At 66.2% G+C, this 14,820-nt stretch carries 13 protein-coding genes; 8 read left to right on the forward strand and 5 right to left on the reverse strand.

Features of this window, described 5'->3' with window-relative positions; all coding sequences use genetic code 11:
• The first annotated feature begins 3 nt into the window (after nt 1-3).
• From BLS75_RS13505 to BLS75_RS13515, 3 genes are all read left to right on the forward strand, one after another.
• Nucleotides 4-1,191: a DUF1501 domain-containing protein gene (locus tag BLS75_RS13505; protein ID WP_072451060.1), complete on the forward strand. Its 1,188-nt coding sequence runs from the start codon at nt 4-6 to the stop codon at nt 1,189-1,191.
• A 473-nt stretch (nt 1,192-1,664) separates the two neighbouring features.
• Nucleotides 1,665-1,952, forward strand: a complete 288-nt coding sequence (locus BLS75_RS13510) for a hypothetical protein (protein WP_015634499.1) — start codon at nt 1,665-1,667, stop codon at nt 1,950-1,952.
• 218 nt (nt 1,953-2,170) lie between these two features.
• Complete coding sequence (locus tag BLS75_RS13515) at nt 2,171-2,545, forward strand: hypothetical protein (RefSeq protein WP_015634498.1); 375 nt, start codon at nt 2,171-2,173, stop codon at nt 2,543-2,545.
• Between the two features lie 58 nt (nt 2,546-2,603).
• Here BLS75_RS13515 and BLS75_RS13520 read toward each other — a convergent pair whose 3' ends face one another.
• Nucleotides 2,604-3,140, reverse strand: a complete 537-nt coding sequence (locus BLS75_RS13520) for a GNAT family N-acetyltransferase (protein WP_072451061.1) — start codon at nt 3,138-3,140, stop codon at nt 2,604-2,606.
• Between the two features lie 288 nt (nt 3,141-3,428).
• Here BLS75_RS13520 and BLS75_RS13525 point away from each other — a divergent pair, with 288 nt between their 5' ends.
• Entirely contained in the window at nt 3,429-5,528 is a 2,100-nt protein-coding gene (locus BLS75_RS13525) for a TonB-dependent receptor (RefSeq protein WP_239690665.1), read from the forward strand.
• Between the two features lie 74 nt (nt 5,529-5,602).
• On the opposite strand, the gene BLS75_RS13530 is transcribed toward BLS75_RS13525, so the two are convergent.
• From BLS75_RS13530 to BLS75_RS13545, 4 genes are all read right to left on the reverse strand, one after another.
• A complete protein-coding gene (locus BLS75_RS13530; protein ID WP_053149530.1) occupies nt 5,603-6,613 on the reverse strand; it encodes an Ldh family oxidoreductase in 1,011 nt (336 codons plus the stop codon).
• An 88-nt stretch (nt 6,614-6,701) separates the two neighbouring features.
• Nucleotides 6,702-8,276 (reverse strand): aldehyde dehydrogenase (NADP(+)), encoded by a 1,575-nt coding sequence (locus tag BLS75_RS13535; RefSeq protein WP_072451063.1) that lies wholly within the window; start codon nt 8,274-8,276, stop codon nt 6,702-6,704.
• A gap of 32 nt (nt 8,277-8,308) precedes the next feature.
• Nucleotides 8,309-9,880 carry an APC family permease gene (locus BLS75_RS13540; RefSeq protein WP_011059756.1) on the reverse strand — a complete coding sequence of 524 codons (1,572 nt, stop codon included), beginning with the start codon at nt 9,878-9,880 and terminating at the stop codon, nt 8,309-8,311.
• Nucleotides 9,881-10,039: 159 nt separating this feature from the next.
• Nucleotides 10,040-10,960: a dihydrodipicolinate synthase family protein gene (locus tag BLS75_RS13545; RefSeq protein WP_072451064.1), complete on the reverse strand. Its 921-nt coding sequence runs from the start codon at nt 10,958-10,960 to the stop codon at nt 10,040-10,042.
• A gap of 276 nt (nt 10,961-11,236) precedes the next feature.
• Between BLS75_RS13545 and BLS75_RS13550 the strand changes: the two genes are divergently transcribed.
• From BLS75_RS13550 to BLS75_RS13565, 4 genes are read left to right on the forward strand one after another with little or no spacing between them, the layout of a single operon-like run.
• Nucleotides 11,237-12,169, forward strand: a complete 933-nt coding sequence (locus tag BLS75_RS13550; RefSeq protein WP_072451065.1) for a 4-hydroxyproline epimerase — start codon at nt 11,237-11,239, stop codon at nt 12,167-12,169.
• The gene (locus BLS75_RS13555; protein WP_072451066.1) at nt 12,166-13,287 is read left to right on the forward strand and encodes an NAD(P)/FAD-dependent oxidoreductase; all 1,122 of its coding nucleotides are present in this window, start codon (nt 12,166-12,168) and stop codon (nt 13,285-13,287) included. The genes BLS75_RS13550 and BLS75_RS13555 overlap by 4 nt, the downstream gene beginning before the upstream one ends.
• A complete protein-coding gene (locus tag BLS75_RS13560; RefSeq protein ID WP_041116425.1) occupies nt 13,284-13,517 on the forward strand; it encodes a 2Fe-2S iron-sulfur cluster-binding protein in 234 nt (77 codons plus the stop codon). The genes BLS75_RS13555 and BLS75_RS13560 overlap by 4 nt, the downstream gene beginning before the upstream one ends.
• A complete protein-coding gene (locus tag BLS75_RS13565) occupies nt 13,514-14,803 on the forward strand; it encodes an NAD(P)/FAD-dependent oxidoreductase (RefSeq protein ID WP_072451067.1) in 1,290 nt (429 codons plus the stop codon). The genes BLS75_RS13560 and BLS75_RS13565 overlap by 4 nt, the downstream gene beginning before the upstream one ends.
• The last annotated feature ends 17 nt before the right edge of the window (nt 14,804-14,820 follow it).

Raw genomic sequence — 14,820 nt, forward strand, 5'->3', positions numbered from 1 at the left:
GTCATGAATCGTCGCCAATTGTTGATCGCAGCCGCCGCCCTGCCCAGCCTCACGTTTTGTGCCCGGCTGTTCGCCGCACCGGCCTCGGCGCCGCGCACCCTGCTGGTGTTCCTGCGCGGCGGCTATGACTGCAACAACCTGCTGGTGCCCTACAGCAGCGACTTCTACTACGAGTCGCGCCCGACCCTGGCGATAGCCCGGCCCGAGGGGCACAACCCGCAGAGCGCCATCGCGCTGGACAGCCACTGGGGCCTGAACCCGGTGCTGCGCGATTCGCTGTACCCGCTGTGGCAGCGCCAGGAACTCGCCTTCGTGCCTTTTGCCGGCACCGACGACCTGTCCCGCAGCCACTTCCAGACCCAGGACACTATCGAGGCCGGCCAGCCGAGCCAGCAGCACCGGCGCTACGACTCGGGGTTCCTCGCACGCCTGGCGCGGCAGGTGCCCGACAGCGCGCCTATCGCCTTTACCGACGCCCTGCCCCTGAGCTTCCAGGGCGGCCAGGAGATTCCCAACCTGTCCTTGCGCAGCGCCGGCAAGACGCCCTTCGATGAGCGCCAGGCAGCGATTCTGGCCTCCATGTACCAGCACACGCCCTATGCCGCCGCGGCCAGCGATGGACTGGCCCTGCGCCAGAAGGTCTCCCGGGACCTGCAGCAAGAGATGCTCGCGGCCAATCGCGGGGCGGCCAATGCACAGAGCTTCGCCGCCCAGACCCGGCGCATGGCCGGCCTGATGCGCGAGCAGTATCGCCTGGGCTTCGTCGATGTCGGCGGCTGGGATACCCACGTCAACCAGGGCAGCACCCAGGGCCAGTTGGCCAGCAACCTGGCCAACCTCGGGCAAGGGCTGGCGGCCTATGCCGAGGCCATGGGCGAGCACTGGAAGGACAGCCTGGTGGTCGTGGTCTCCGAATTCGGCCGGACCTTTCGCGAGAACGGCGCCCGGGGCACCGACCACGGCCATGGCACGGTGTACTGGGTGTTGGGCGGCAGCATTCGCGGCGGGCGCCTGGCCGGCGAGCAAGTGACGGTGAACGCGCAAAGCCTGCTGCAGAACCGCGACTACCCGGTGCTCAACAACTACCGGGATCTGCTCGGCGGCCTACTGGGCGCTACCTGGGGGCTTTCCCGCGCTCAGGTGCAGGCGGTGTTCCCCGGTTCCCGGCCCGCGACCCTGGGCCTGGTCTGATGCCGTTGCTGAAACGCCCGGATGCAGACAAAAAAGAGCGATCCAGGGTCTGTACGAAAACTCGCCGAGCAAAGATCAGGCAAGGCAAAAACAGGCGAGGAAGCGGAGTTTAGGAACCTAAATGAGCATTCCGAGCCTGTTTTTAACGCAGTCTGATCGAAGCGCAGGTAGTTTTCGTACAGAGCCAACGATCGCTCTGCGGTTCGCAAACGGATGCACCGGGCCATTCACCCCGGCAGACTCTTGGCAACCTGCCGTGAATCCGCTTGAAACCATTTGCCCCCTGTCACCGCCCGGCTCCTGCCCGGCGTGCCGATATTTTTACCAGTGCGCAACTGTCTGCTTGCTGAACCTGAAGCCAATCCCGCCATCGATGCTGTCCCCCTCCTGCCCGGGCGCTTGCCAAGCCGGGGAAAAACCTGAAGCATTCGCAGCCCGCGCCCCTGGCGCCCCCCCACGGAAGGAGCCGTGCCTTGAAAACACTGCTGTTGCTGCTCTCCCTCATCCTGCTGATGGTGCTCAACCTCGGTTACTACACCGAGCTTGAAGAGGCTGAAACCCATACCCGCTGGTTTATCAAGACATCCCCGACCCTGCGCCTGGAATTCTTCAACATCCACGCCAATGACGGCGACTACCGGCGCGTGGAAAAACTCACCGATGAACAGCGCCAGATGATCATCGACTATTGCAAATACCGCCTGGGCATCGACACCCAGGTCACCACCCAGGCCGATGTGGAGCGTTGCGCCAAGCTCTAGGGCCGCCCTGCCCCCCCTCTCTCCCAGCCTCCGACCAGGGCTACGACCGCGCTAAACAGCCCTGATGCGGTGCTCATTGGCCCCTGGGGGCCGGAGCACCTGCGCCCGACACGGCTCCCAAAGTGCTATGGTGGCCGGCTGCCCTGCGTGCCAGGGCTCACTGGAGGAGCAATACGCTGAGCGCGTGGTCGCCACCTTGAGGAGGTCACTGAAGAGATATGTGTAACGCAAAAGATATCTATACCGCGGGTTGGGTCCTGGTGGTCATGGCCGGGCTGGTGTCCCTGGCGATCCAGGTCTACCTGGGCTATTTCAGGCTTGATGACATGGTCAAGCACCTGTCGCGCTGCCGGGTCATTGCCATCCGCATGCCACTCCTGGGCAAGGACCCCCTTAGCCGTTTCTTCATGCTGCTGTGCATCGGCGCACTGTTCGCCATGCCCCACCTGTTCCTGCGCAACGGCGGCCTGAACGTGAAGGACTACAGGAAATTCCCCCTGGGCCTGAAGTGGCTGATCAATCTGTTCCAGTTCGCGGCCCTGGTAGCCGTCATTGCCTTCCTGGTGCTGTGGTGGGTCAGCCGCCACCTCTGACGGCAGGCATGGACCATACGGGGCGCCGCCAACGGCGCCCCACGCTTGCCCCCCCGCCTCAACCAGCCGACCGTTGCTGGCAAAAATCCTCACGGGTCATTGCAAAGAAGCGGCAGGGCAAGCCTTCGAAATCGGCATTGTGGGTGAAGCGAAAACCGACCTTGCGCGCCACCGCCAACGACGCCTCGTTGTCGACATGGGCATCGGCGACTATGCGCTGCACCGCCGGGTCGGCAAACGCATGCTCGACGATCCGCCGCGCGGCCTCGCTGGCAAAACCCCGCCCCCAGGCCCGCCGCACCAGGCGCCAGCCCATTTCCAGCTCGGGCCCCACAGCATCGAAGGGAATGAAGGAAACCCAGCCCAGCAACTCATCCGGCGCGCCCTTGGCGAAGATCGCCCAATACCCGCAGCGCGGGCCGAAATCCTGGGTCATGCGCCCCTGTAAAAAGTCCCTGTGCCACTGCCCGCCATCCCAGGTCCCGGGGATGAAGCGCGTGACTTCGGGATCCTGATCCATACGCAGGCACGCCCGGAAGTGCTCAAGGGTACGGGGGCGCAGCAACAGGCGGGCGGTTTCGAAATGCAGGTTCATCCGTGAGCTTCCTGAAAGGAGGCGCTCATGAAACCGCAACGCCGGAAAAAAAAGAACCCTCCGGTTCAGCAACAGGCCACGGCCCCTGGGTAGCGGTTCTGAGGAGGGCCCGGCTATCGCGCATACAACGACGCATACACTTTTCGACATGATTGTTCAGATAGTTCTGATTGAATGATATTAATTCGCAGATGAGAATCCATTCCAAATAAAACGGAGGCTCTATCTGAAATGTCCAGTCCTGCCCGCCCACACCCATGGAAGTTGTGGTCCACATCCCTCGGTTTTATGGCCCTTAGCGAAGCCAGCCTCGGCGCCACCGAGCAATCCACCGAACGCCCGTCCGACCCGGCATCCGTCACCCTCGGCACCACCCACGTCAAGGGCGAACACAAGCCGGGATACAAGCGCGAAACATCGGATTCGGTGAAGTTCACCGCACCGCTGCGCGAAACCCCGAAGTCGGTGACCATCATCACCGAATCCCTGATGCAGGAGCGTGCGGTGTCGACCCTGGCCGATGCCCTGCGCACCACGCCGGGAATCACCTTCGGCGCGGGCGAAGGCGGCACACCGCTGGGCGACCGGCCCTTCATCCGTGGTTTCGAAGCCAGCACCGACATCATGATCGACGGCATTCGCGATGTCGGGCGCATGACCCACGAAGCCTTCAACGTCGAGCAGATCGAGATCGTCAAGGGCCCGGGCTCGGCCTACGCGGGGCGCGGTTCCACCGGCGGCACCATCAACCTGGTCAGCAAAGTGCCGCAGCAGGAAACCTTCGCCGCCGGCAGCCTGACCCTGGGCACCGATCAACTGCGCCGCACCACCGTCGACCTCAACCAGTACCTGCCCGAACAGAACATGGCGCTGCGCCTGAACGCCATGAAACATGAAGCCGATACCCCCGGGCGCGACGATGTGGAAGTTACCCGCTGGGGCCTGGCGCCGAGCTTTTCCTTCGGCCTGAACACCGATACCCGCGGCACCCTCAGCTACTACCACATGCAGAGCGACGACATTCCCGACCAGGGTGTTCCGGTATCGGCCATCAGCGGCAAGCCGGTCAAGGTCGACCGGGACAATTTCTACGGCTTCAGCAAACGCGACTTCCGCAAGACCTCGGCCGATCTGTTCACCCTGCAACTGGAACACGACTTCAATGACCACCTGACCCTGCGCAACACCACACGCCAGGGGCGCAGCATGCAGGACTACATCATGAGCCGGCCGATTGCGACACCGGCCCAGGAGCGCAACAACCTCGCACAACGCACCGCTCGCCCACGTAACGTGGTCAATACCTCGCTGATCAACCAGACCGATATTTTCGGCAAGTTCGACACTGGCTCCATCGGCCACAGCTACAGCGCCGGCCTGGAATTCTCCCGGGAACGGATCGACGAGAAAAACCGCTATGGCAGCGCGGGCAGCGCCGACCTCGGTGACCTGAACCACCCTAACCCCAAGGATCCCTTCACCCCGGTGCCACGCGGCGATGGCCAGCATCGCGTCACCAAGCACAACAACCGCGCCCTGTACGTGATGGACACCATGGCCCTGCATGAACAATGGGACCTGAACCTGGGGGCACGCTTCGACAACTACCACGTGCGCGATGACGCCCAGAGCAACCGCAGCAATCTCTGGACCTACCAGAGCGGCATCGTCTTCAAGCCCCTGCCGTACGGCAGCATCTACCTGTCCTACGGCACCTCGTTCAACCCATCGGGGGAAACCGCCGGGCAATCCGGGGGGGCCGACGGCGCCGCGGGCGGGCGGTTGAGCAACCTGGATCCGGAAAAGAGCCGCAGCATCGAGCTGGGCACCAAGTGGGACCTGCTGAACGAACGACTGTCCCTGACCGCGGCCCTGTTCAAGACCGAGAAGACCAACGCCCGGACCTACGACCCGATCAGCAACGAGGTCACGCTGGACGGCGACGTCGAGGTGAAGGGGTTTGAAGTGGGAGCCACCGGCCATCTCACCGAGCAGTGGGAAGTGATGGCGGGCTACACCTACCTGGATGCCAAGACGGTCAAGTATGCATCCGGAAAAAACACCAACTTCGATGGCAACCAGGCCAAGTTCATCGCCCCCAACAGCGGCTCGGTCTGGACCACCTACGCCCTCACCGACCGCTGGAAGGTCGGCGGCGGCGCCAACTATGTGGACAAGCGCTATACCAACGATGAAAACACCCGCAGCCTCGATTCCTACTGGCGCTACGACGCCATGCTCGCCTACCGGGTGAACAAGAACCTGGACCTGCAACTCAACGTGCTCAACCTCACCGACGAGACTTACTACGACGCCTCCCACGTGGGGATGTTCGCCACCGTCGCGCCGGGGCGCTCCGCCGAGCTGGCGGCCAACGTACGCTTCTGATGCCGTAAACATCCTTTCGCCGGCAAGCCGGCTCCTGCACTCATCCGCAGGAGCCGTCTGCCGGCGAACAGGCCTCAGAGCAACCCGCGAATATCCTCCAGCAGCCCTCGGGGAATCTGCACTCCGTGCTCCAGGCTGCGGGCCCGGGCCGCAAAACGCCGCTGTGACGGCAGCCGTGCGCCCTGCCGGGCAATCGCCGCGAACAACCCTTCCGCCCGTTCCAGCCCCTGCTCATAGCCCTCCCCCAAAAACACCCTGGGATCGAACGCCAGCACCAGTTCCCCATGGCAGGGCGTAGCCCCCACGCCTCCATCGAAGGCCATGGACTCGGCACTGGTCAGGTCGCCGATCAGGGCACCGGCCAGCAACTCGATCATCGCCGCCAGGGCCGAGCCCTTGTGCCCGCCGAACGTCTGCATGGCGCCCTGCAATGCCGCCTTGGCATCAGTGGTGGGCTGGCCATCGGCGTCGATGGCCCAGTGCTCGGGAATCGGCTTGCCCTGGCGCGCATGCAGTTCGATATCCCCCCGGGCAATGGCACTGGTGGCGAAGTCAAAGACAAAAGGCTGGCCCCCCGGGCGCGGCCAGGCAAAGGCCAGGGGGTTGGTGCCGAACACCGGATGACGCCCGCCCGCCGGGGCCACCCAGCTATGGCTGGGGTTCATCGCCATCCCCACCAGGCCGTAGTCGGCAATCGCCTCGACCTCCGGCCACAGCGCGGAAAAGTGGAAGCAGCGCTTGATCACCATGGCGGCGATCCCCTGGCTGCGGGCCTTTTCCGCAAGGATCGGCAAACCGGTATGAAAACCCAGCAGGGAGTAGCCGTAATGGGCATCCACCTCCAGTACCCCGGGAGAAACATGCCGCAGGCTCGGTTCGGCCCGGGGATCTATCCGGCCCTCGCGCACCGAACGTACGCAGCCCAGCAGACGATACACCCCATGGGAGTGGCACTCGTCACGCTGGCCCTGGGTGATGACTTCGGCGATCGCCCGGGCATGGGCGTCGGACAGGCCGTGGCGAGTGAGGACCTGATAGGACAGGGCACAGACTTCATCCAGTGACAGGGTGATGTATTCAGACATGCAGGAACCTCTATGGCAGGTGGGGAACGCTCCTGTGGGAGAGTTTGCGGATAGGTAAGGCAAGAAGGATGAGCAGGCGCGCCTCGGGTCAGCCCGGGCCCTGGCCGTCGAGCAACTGCGGCACCTGCAACGGATTGGCGCTGTGCAGTTCAGCCGGCAACAGCGACTCGGGCAGGTCCTGGTAGGACACCGGGCGCAGGAAGCGCTGGATCGCCAGGCTGCCCACGGAAGTGCTGCGGCTGTCGGAAGTGGCCGGGAACGGCCCGCCATGGACCATGGCATGGGCCACTTCGACACCGGTGCCGAAACCGTTGGCCAGCAGGCGCCCGGCCTTGCTCTCCAGCAGCGGCAGCAGCGCCCGCACCTGCGGCTGATCGCCCTCGCCCAGGTGAATGGCAATGGTCAGCTGGCCCTCCAGGCTGCGCAGTACCTGTTGCAGGACAGTCAAGTCGGCGCAGCGGACAATCAGCGAGGCCGGGCCAAAGATCTCCCCGCGCAACTCGGGGCACGCCATGAACGCCGCGGCCGAGGTGGCGAACAATGCCGCGCGCGCCTGCTGGCCCTGCCCTTCCGGGCCCTGGGCCAGGAGCTGCACCCGGGCATGCGCCGCGAGGCTGGCCACGCCTTGGCAGTAGCTGCGGTAAATGCCCGGCGTGAGCATGGTCTGCGCCGCCACGTGGCCGAGGGCCTCGGCGGCGGCCCGCTCAAAACGCTGTAACGCCGGCCCATCGACGGCCAGGATCAACCCCGGGTTGGTGCAGAACTGCCCGGCGCCCTGGGTCAGCGAGGCGACAAACGCCGGGGCGATCTGCTCGCCGCGCTCCTCAAGGGCATGGGGCAGCAGCAGCACCGGATTGATCGAACTCATCTCCGCATACACCGGGATCGGCTCGGCGCGCGCCGCGGCGATCTGCATCAGGGCCATCCCGCCGCTGCGCGAGCCGGTGAAACCCACGGCCTTGATCCGCGAGTCCGCCACCAGCCCCTGGCCGATATCCCGGCCACTGTCGAACAACAGTGAAAACACCCCTTCGGGCATTCCCTGCTGCCGTGCCGCCCGGGCGATGGCCTGGGCCACCAGCTCCGAGGTGCCGGGGTGGGCCGAGTGCGCCTTGACGATCACCGGGCAGCCCGCCGCCAGGGCCGATGCGGTATCGCCGCCGGCCACGGAAAAGGCCAAAGGAAAGTTCGACGCACCGAACACCGCCACCGGCCCCAGACCAATCTGCCGCAAGCGCAGGTCGACCCTGGGCAAAGGCTGGCGCCCGGGCTGCGCCGGGTCGATCCGCACCCCGAGAAACCCGCCCTTGCGCACCACCGCGGCAAACAGCCGCAACTGGCCAACGGTGCGCCCGCGCTCGCCTTCCAGGCGGGCACGGGGCAGGCCGGTTTCCAGCAGGCAACGCTCGATCAGTTCATCCCCCAGCTCAAGAATCTGGCTGGCGATACTCTCCAGAAACGCCGCCCGCCGCTCCAGCGGCAACAGCCGATAAGGCTCGAACGCCGCCTGGGCCAGGGCACAGGCACGCTCCAGGTCGGCCGGTGCGGCCCCGCCAAAAGCCGGTTGCAGCACCTCGCCGGTGGCCGCGTTCAGCCCATGGATATGCCCGTGAGTGCCTAAGCCGGCTTGCTGGCCGATCAGCATCTGTCCAGTAACAGTCATGGTTTGCCTCGTCTGCTTGAAAGTGGGCACCCTCATTCCACCTCATCGCCGTCCAGCACCAGCTTGGCGCCGGGCACGCCGGTGTTGGCGCCCCAGTAGTAGATACACAGGGCCATGAGGGTGACGGTCAGGGTGTCGAAGGGGTGAGCCAGGGCGCCGATGCCGCCGAAGCTGCCCAGGTAGGAAATGACGATGGTCAGGGCATAGAACGCGATCAGCCACAGGGACGAACGCACCTGTTCGCCAAGGCTCAAGTGATCGGTGGGCACCAGGCGCTTGCACAACAGGTAGATCACGAACATCAGGATCTGCAGCCCCAGCAGCCAGGACACCGTGCCCCAGCCCGACCAGTAGACGATCAGCGCCGCGATCACGAAGGACACCGGCCCCAGCAGGGCAAAACCACGCACACGGAACGGCCGCGCCAACTCCGGCGCGCTCTTGCGCAAGGCCGCGACACTGATGGGCGCCACTGCATAGCTCAGTACCAGGGCCGCCGAGACCACATTGATCAGGGCTTCCCAGGAAGGGAACGGCAAGGTCCAGAACACCGACAGGCCGAAGGTCAGCCACAGCGCCGGACGCGGAATGCCGGACTCTTCGTCGATGCGGGTGAATATCTTGAAAAAGGTCCCGGTGCGGGCCCAGCCGTAGACCACCCGCGGCGTGGCGTTCATGTAGATGTTGCCGCAGCCGCTGGGGGAGATCACCGCGTCGGCCACCACCAGGTAGGCGAGCCAGCCGACCCCGAGCGTCAGGGCGATATCGCGGTACGGCAGAGAGAACTCCTTGCTGATGCCACTCCAGCCGTTGGCCAGCATTTCCGTGGGAATGCTGCCCAGGAAGGCCAGTTGCAGCAGGCCGTAGATCAGGGTCGAGAGCAGCACCGAAAGGATCAGGGCAATGGGAATGGTGCGCTGCGGATTGCGCACCTCGCTGGCCACGGAAATGATCGGGGTCAGCCCCAGGTAGGCAAAGATGATGCCCCCCGCCGAGACCGCCATCTCGATCCCCGAGAGACCGAACGGCGCAAAGCCCTGGACATGGAAGTTATCGGGCTTGAAGAAGCTGAACAGCACCCCGATCACCAGCAGCGGCACGATGAACTTGAACAGGCTGATGAAGTTGTTGGATTTGGCGAAGGTCTTGACGCTGTAGTAGTTGAGCCAGAAGAACAGGCACAACAGGGCGAACTGCACCAGCCAGCCAATGATCGTCGGGTTGCTCGAGCCCTCGTGGGTCAGCGCCGGGAACCAGGCCGCGGCGTACTGCCGGGCCGCCACCACTTCAATCGCCACCAGGCTGGAAAAGGCGATCAGGGTGATGAACCCCATCAGGTAGCCCAGCAGCGGCCCGTGGGAAAACACCGGATAGCGCACTACCCCGCCGGCCCGGGGCAGAGCTGCCCCCAGCTCGCAGTAGACGATGCCCAGCAGCAGTACGGCAAAGCCGCCCAGCAGCCAGGAAAAGATCCCCGCCGGCCCGGCAATCGCCGAAACGTGGCTGGCAGCGAACAGCCAGCCGGAACCGAAAATCGCACCCAGACCGATAAAGGTCAGGTCCACCAGAGAGAGTTGTTTCTTGAATTTGCCTTTGCCTGACATGGGGCTGCGCCTGTTTTGGATTATTGGAATGGGCAGATGGAATGTCACGTCGGCGGGGCCGTCCGACGCTTGCAGCACTGCACCCGGGCTGTGCCTTGTGGCTGCCCGGAGCTGTTGTTCGAAAGCGGGCGCCCTTCACCCTGGGCGCCCGTGAACGCCTTACAAGCCGACGTTGGGCAGGCTCGGGCGCGTGGCCAGGGCCTTGGCGACAATCGCCTTGACCTCGGCCAGGGTCTCGCCTTGCAGTGGCAAGCGCGGCGGCCGGGTAATGCACGAACCACGCCCTACCAGTTCCTCGCAGAGCTTGATGCACTGCACCAGGTCCGGACGGGCATCCAGGTGCAGCAGCGGCATGAACCAGCGGTACAGGGCCAGGGCTTCCTCGAAGCGCTTTTCCTTGGCCAGGCGGAACAGCGTCTCGCCCTCCTTGGGGAAGGCCACGGACATCCCGGAGACCCAGCCCTCGGCGCCCACTGCAACGCTTTCCACCACCACGTCATCAAGCCCGGCGAACAGCACGAAGCGGTCGCCGACGGCATTGCGCAGGTCGATGAAGCGCCGGGTATCGCCGGAGGAATCCTTGAAGCAGACGATGTTCTCGCAGTCCTGCAGGGCGATCAGTACGTCGGGGGTGACGTCGTTCTTGTAGATGGGCGGGTTGTTGTAGACCATCACCGGCAGGTCGGTGCCGGTGGCCACGGCGCGAAAATGCGCGGCGGTCTCATGGGGCTTGGCCGAGTACACCAGGGCGGGCATCACCATCACCCCGTCGGCCCCGGCCCTGGCGGCCTCGCGCACGGTGTTGCGGGCAAACTCGGTGGTGAATTCGGCCACCCCGGCAATCACCGGCACCCGGCCGCCGGCGGCGTCCTTGGCCACTTCGATCACCGCGAGTTTTTCCGCGGTGGTCAACGAGGTGTTCTCCCCCACGGTGCCGCACACCACCAGCCCCGAGACGCCATCGTCCACCAGGCTGCGCATGACCTTGTGGGTGGCTTGCAGGTTCAGGGAAAAATCGGCGTTGAACTGGGTGGTCACTGCGGGGAACACACCGCTCCACTGGATGGCTTTACGGCTCATGGTCTTGTCCTTGTATGAAGTCGGCCGGGCCGACAGGCGTTGGATACGAAATCCAGAGTCGCCTTTTATCCCCGTCGCAGCTTGAGACTTTTCACCCCCGAAGGAGACGAAATCGGCACACTTGCCCGGCGCTCGCGGCTCACCGGCGCGTTCCTCGCACACCGCCTCTACAGCCGAACGGACTGTGCCGATTTCGTCATCCACGACAGCGAAAACCCACAAGCGGCAGCGCCCCCGCCAAGGCCACTCTGTAGCTCTTTGCCCTCAGGTGCCCTCATGAAAAAAATAACCGTGATCGACTCCCACACCGGGGGTGAACCCACCCGCCTGGTCATCGACGGCTTTCCCGACCTGGGCCGCGGCTCCATGGCCGAACGCTTGCAGATCCTGGAGCGCGAGCACGACCAGTGGCGCCGGGCCTGCGTCCTCGAACCCAGGGGCAGCGACGTGCTGGTGGGGGCCCTGCTGTGCCAGCCGCAGGCCAGCGACGCCTGTGCCGGAGTGATCTTCTTCAACAACAGCGGCTACCTGGGCATGTGCGGCCACGGCACCATTGGCCTGGTGCGCTCGCTGTATCACCTGGGGCGCATCGACCAGGGCGTGCACCGTATCGAAACCCCGGTGGGCACCGTCGAGGCCACCCTGCACGAGGACCTGTCGGTGAGCGTGCGCAACGTCCCCGCCTACCGCTACCGCACCCAGGTGATGCTGCAACTGCCCGGCCACGGCAAGGTGCACGGCGACATCGCCTGGGGCGGCAACTGGTTCTTCCTGATCAGCGACCACGGCCAGCGCATTGCCCTGGACAATGTCGAAGCCCTGACCCACTACACCTGGGGCGTGCGCCAGGCCCTCGAAGCCGCCGGCATCACCGGCGCCGAGGGCGGGGTCATCGACCACATCGAACTGTTCGCCGACGACCCTCAGGCCGACAGCCGCAACTTCGTGCTCTGCCCCGGCAAGGCCTACGACCGTTCGCCCTGCGGCACCGGCACCAGCGCCAAACTGGCGTGCCTGGCGGCGGACGGCAAGCTCGCCCCGGGCCAGGCCTGGCGCCAGGCCAGTGTCATCGGCAGCCAGTTCAGCGCCCACTATGAGAAGGTCGGCGAGCAACTGATTCCGATCCTTCGCGGCAGTGCCCACATCAGCGCCGAAGCCACTCTGCTGCTGGACGACAGCGATCCGTTCGCCTGGGGCATCGGCTCGTGACGCCGGTGGCCGAGGCCGAGGTGATAGTGGTGGGCGCTGGCATCATCGGTGCCGCCTGCGCCCATGAGCTGGCCCGGCGCGGCCTGCGGGTACAGGTGCTCGACGATGGTCGTGGCGGTGCCACCGGGGCCGGCATGGGCCATCTGGTGGTGATGGACGACAACCCGGCGGAACTGGCCTTGAGTCACTACTCCCTCGGCCTCTGGCGGCAGCTGCGCGAACGCCTGCCCGAGGCCTGCGCCTACCGGAACTGCGGCACCTTGTGGCTGGCCGCCGACCACCACGAGAGGGACCTGGCGCGGACCAAGCAGCAGGCCCTGGCCGACCACGGCATCAGCGGCGAGCTGCTGGACAGCACCCGGCTGGCGAGCCTGGAACCGATGTTGCGCAAAGGCCTGGCCGGTGCGCTGAAGATCCCCGGCGACGCGATCCTCTACGCCCCGGCCACTGCCCACTGGCTGCTCGGCAACGCTTCGCTGATCAGGCGCCAGGCAGCCCGGGTGCGCAGCGTCGCCGGGGACCAGGTGGAGCTCGCCGACGGTCGCGTGCTGAGGGCACAACGGGTGCTGCTGGCCAACGGCTTCGCTGCCCGGGAACTGTTGCCGGCCCTGCCCCTGCGCCCGAAGAAGGGCCATCTGCTGATCAGCGACCGCTACCCGCAACAGGTCGGCCACCAACTGGTGGAGCTGGGTTACGCCGCCAGCGCCCACGCCAGCCACGGCACCTCGGTGGCGTTCAATGTCCAGCCGCGGCCCACCGGCCAGTTGCTGATCGGCTCGTCCCGACAGTTCGACACCCTCGATCCGGCCATCGAACCTAGCGTACTGGCGCCCATGCTGCGGCGCGCCGTGGACTACCTGCCGGCGCTCGCCGAGCTCAACGGCATCCGCGCCTGGACCGGCTTTCGCGCCGCCACGCCGGATGGCCTGCCAATCCTCGGCGAACACCCGCGGCAACCGGGCCTGTGGCTGGCGGTCGGGCACGAAGGCCTGGGAGTCACCACCGCCCCCGGCAGCGCGCGACTGCTGGTGGACCTGATGTTGGGCGAATGCCCGGCGCTCGACCCGCGCCCCTATCTGCCCGGGCGCTTCGCCGCCCTGACTGGAGACTTGCCATGATCATCTACCTGGACCAGCAGGCCCTGCAGGTGGCCAACGGCCTCAGCGTGGCCGCCGCCGTGGCCGGCAGTGCCGACCCGCGCACCCGCACCTCCTGCGGTGGCCAGCCGCGGACCGTGTTCTGCGGCATGGGCATCTGCCAGGAATGCCGGATGACCATCGATGGCCGCCGCCAGCTGGCCTGCCAGACCCTGTGCCGGGACGGCATGCAGGTGGAGCGCAGCCAATGACCGCCCGCCACCTGCAGTGCCAGATCCTCATCGTCGGCAGCGGCCCGGCGGGGCTGGCCGCCGCCCAGGCCGCCAGCCACAGCGCCAGCTCGATCCTGATCGTCGATGACAACCCGCGCCCCGGCGGCCAGATCTGGCGCCACGGCCCCCAGCATCCGCCCAGCGCCGCCCAGGCCGAGCACTTCAAGGTGCTGCAGCACCCGGCGGTGCGCTACCTCAGCGCCACCCGCATCATCTCGACCCTGGGCACCCACAGCCTGTTGCTCGAAGATGCCCGGCAGGCCTGGCACGTGGAATTCGAACAACTGATCCTATGCTGTGGCGCCCAGGAACTGCTGTTGCCCTTCCCCGGCTGGACCCTGCCCGGGGTGACCGGGGCCGGCGGCCTGCAAGCGCTGCTCAAGAACGGCCTGGCGGTGGCAGGAAAGACCCTGGTGATCGCCGGCAGCGGTCCCTTGCTGCTGGCCAGCGCCGCCACCGCGCGCCGCGCCGGCGGCCGAGTGGTGCGGGTGCTGGAACAGGCCCCGGCGGCCTCGTTGCTGGGCTTTGCCGCCCAGTTGTGGCGCTGGCCGAACAAGCTGGCCCAGGCCCTGAGCCTGGCCACCCCGAGCTATCGCTGCAACGCCCACGTGGTCGAGGCGCTGGGCGAGCAGCACCTGCAGGCCGTGCGCATCCGCCAGGGCCGGCGCACCCTGGAAATCCCCTGCGACTACCTGGCCTGTGGCTTCGGCCTGGTGCCCAATGTGCGCCTGGCCAGCCACCTGGGCTGCCGCCTGGAACAGGGCGCCATCGCGGTCGATCAGCAACAGCGCAGCAGCCTGCCCCAGGTCCTGGCCGCCGGCGAGTGCACGGGCATCGGTGGCAGCGAACTGGCGCTGATCGAAGGCCGGATCGCCGGCTGTGTGGCCAGCGGGCAGGCAGACCGGGCCGCCGAACTGATCCAGCAGCGCCGTCACTGGCAGCATTTTGCCGAGCGCCTGCTGCGGCATTTCGAGCTGCAGCCGCAGGTCCTGCAACTGGCCCGAGCTGATACTCTGCTGTGCCGGTGCGAGGATGTGCCCTACGCCGCCGTGGCCGCAGCCCCCGACTGGGCCCAGGCCAAGCTGCAGAGCCGCTGCGGCATGGGCGCCTGCCAGGGCCGGGTCTGTGCCAGCGCGGCCCACCGCCTGTTCGGCTGGGCGCCCACCCCGCCACGGGCACCCCTGGTGCCGGCGCGGATCGCCACGCTGCTGCTCGACAGCCAGCAGGCACGCCCCGGCGCCGACAATGCAACCGGCGGCCCCTGAACCCCTTGGCTTTATCG

This window comes from Pseudomonas sp. NFPP12, assembly GCF_900103205.1.
GTDB classification, from domain to species: Bacteria; Pseudomonadota; Gammaproteobacteria; order Pseudomonadales; family Pseudomonadaceae; genus Aquipseudomonas; species Aquipseudomonas protegens.